Consider the following 2,748-nt stretch of genomic DNA (forward strand, 5'->3'; position numbering starts at 1 on the left):
AGCCAGGACGACCTGCAACAAGCCCTCGCCCGCCTGCCCGCTGCAACACGCGACGCCCTGCAAACCGCCGCCGCGCGCGTTGAGGACTACCACCGCCGGCAAAAACAGGAAAGCTGGCACTACCGCGACGCAGACGGCACCCTGCTCGGGCAGAAAATCACCCCGCTTGACCGCGTCGGCATCTACGTCCCCGGCGGCAAGGCGGCCTACCCCAGCTCCGTCATCATGAACGCCATGCCCGCACACGTCGCTGGCGTGGCAGAAATCATCATGGTCGTGCCGACCCCGCGCGGCGAGCGCAACGACATCGTCCTCGCCGCCGCCATCGCAGGCGTCAACAAAATATTCACCATCGGCGGCGCACAGGCCATTGCCGCCCTCGCCTACGGCACCGAAAGCGTGCCCGCTGTCGATAAAATCACCGGCCCCGGCAACGCCTACGTCGCCGCCGCCAAACGCCGCGTCTTTGGCGTGGTCGGCATCGACATGGTGGCAGGCCCCTCGGAAATCCTCGTCATCGCCGACGGCAGCACGCCCGCCGACTGGGTGGCGATGGATCTCTTCAGCCAGGCCGAACACGACGAAATCGCCCAGGCCATCCTCATCAGCCCCTCACAGCGCTACCTTGACGACGTCGAAGCCGCGATGCAGCGCCTGATAAACGATATGCCACGCCGCGCCATCATCGAAGCCGCGCTCACCAACCGTGGCGCGATGATACTGGCGCAAGACCTGGACGACGCCTGCGCCATCGCCAACCAAATTGCGCCCGAACACCTCGAACTGTCCGTTGCCGAACCCGAAGCCTGGGCGGGAAAAATCCGCCACGCGGGTGCCATCTTCATGGGCGGCTATACCAGCGAAAGCCTCGGCGACTACTGCGCCGGGCCGAACCACGTCCTGCCGACCAGCCGCAGCGCCCGCTACGCCTCGCCACTGGGCACCTACGACTTCCAGAAACGCAGCAGCCTGATACAAGTCTCGGCGGCAGGCGCGCAGAAACTGGGTAAAACCGCAAGCATCCTCGCGCGTGGCGAAGGCCTCACTGCCCACGCCCGCGCGGCAGAAATGCGGCTGAAAGACTAAAAACCTGTTCAAAATCCCGCACGCATGGTGCAAGCACGCTTTTGATGAAACGCAGCGTGGCGTATTTGAGGACAAGGCGACGAAAAACCTGTTCGCCTGCGAGCACGTCGTCAACAATATGCGCCACACCAAGACGGTCGGCGTGATTAGCGAGGATGAAGTGAGCGGGCTGACGCTGATTGCCGAGCCGGTCGGCGTCGTCTGCGGCATTACCCCGACCACCAACCCGACTTCAACCACCATTTTCAAATCGCTGATTGCGCTGAAGACGCGCAACCCGATTGTCTTCGCCTTCCACCCCTCGGCGCAGGAAAGCTCGAAGCACGCGGCGCAGGTGGTCTATGACGCCGCCGTCGCCGCGGGTGCGCCGAAGCACTGCATCCAGTGGATTGAAAAGCCGTCGATGGAAGCGACGCAGGCGCTGATGAATCACGACGGCGTCGCCACCATTCTCGCCACCGGCGGCAACGCGATGGTGCGCGCCGCCTATTCCTGCGGCAAACCGGCGCTTGGCGTCGGTGCGGGCAACGTCCCCGCCTATGTGGAGAAATCCGCCGACATTCGCCAGGCGGCGCACGATATTGTGATGAGCAAATCGTTTGATAACGGCATGGTCTGCGCTTCGGAGCAGGCCGTCATTATCGACAAGGAAATTTATGATGCCTTCGTCAATGAATTCAAATCCTACAAAGTCTATTTCGTCAATGAAAAAGAAAAGGCGCAACTGGAAGAATTTTGCTTCGGCGTGAAAGCCGACAGCAAAAATTGCGCGCTTGGCAAACTCAATGCCGATATTGTTGGCCGCCCGGCAGTCTGGATTGCCGCACAGGCGGGATTTACCGTGCCGCCCGATACCAATATCCTTGCCGCCGAAGTAAAAGAAGTAGGCGAAAAAGAACCACTCACCCGCGAAAAACTTTCCCCGGTCATCGCGGTATTAAAAGCGGAAAACCACGCCGACGGGATTAAAAAAGCGCGGCAAATGGTGGAATTTAACGGCCTCGGCCACTCCGCCGCCATTCACAGCAAAAATGCGGAATTGGTCAAACAATTCGGCACGGCGGTGAAAGCCATCCGCGTTATCTGGAATTCGCCCTCCACCTTTGGCGACATCGGCGACGTCTATAACGCCTTCCTGCCCTCGCTCACCCTCGGCTGCGGCTCCTACGGACACAATTCCGTCGGCGATAACGTCAGCGCCATCAACCTGCTTAACATCAAAAAAAATTGGCCGCCGGAGAAACAATATGCAGTGGTTCAAAGTACCGCCCAAAATCTATTTCGAACGCGATGCGGTGCAATACCTGCAAAAAATGAAAAACATCAACAAGGCGATGATTGTCACCGATGAGGCAATGGTCAAATTCGGCTTCCTCCAGCGCGTCATCGAACAATTGCACCTGCGCCGCAACGAAGTCGTCTATACCGTCTTTGCCGACGTCGAACCCGACCCGGATATCACCACCGTGCGCCGTGGTGCCGAAATCATGAAAAGTTTCGCGCCGGACACCATTATTGCTTTAGGCGGCGGCTCGGTAATGGATGCGGCAAAAGTCATGTGGATGTTTTACGAACAGCCGCAAATTGATTTCCGCGACCTCGTGCAGAAATTCATGGACATCCGCAAACGCGCCTTCAAATTCCCTGAGCTGGGCGAAAAAG

General features: G+C 59.2%; 1 protein-coding gene and 1 pseudogene. Both read left to right on the plus strand.

Annotation, left to right across the window (positions count from 1 at the left end; all coding sequences use genetic code 11):
• Nucleotides 1–1,086, plus strand: a 1,086-nt coding sequence (hisD, locus tag Q0349_RS04915) for a histidinol dehydrogenase (protein WP_298079765.1), incomplete at its 5' end; no start/stop codon positions are given.
• Between the two features lie 34 nt (nt 1,087–1,120).
• Nucleotides 1,121–2,748 (plus strand): annotated as a pseudogene (locus Q0349_RS04920) (iron-containing alcohol dehydrogenase); the annotation flags it as partial.

It is taken from the genome of uncultured Cardiobacterium sp. (genome assembly GCF_938028185.1).
Classification (GTDB): domain Bacteria; phylum Pseudomonadota; class Gammaproteobacteria; order Cardiobacteriales; family Cardiobacteriaceae; genus Cardiobacterium.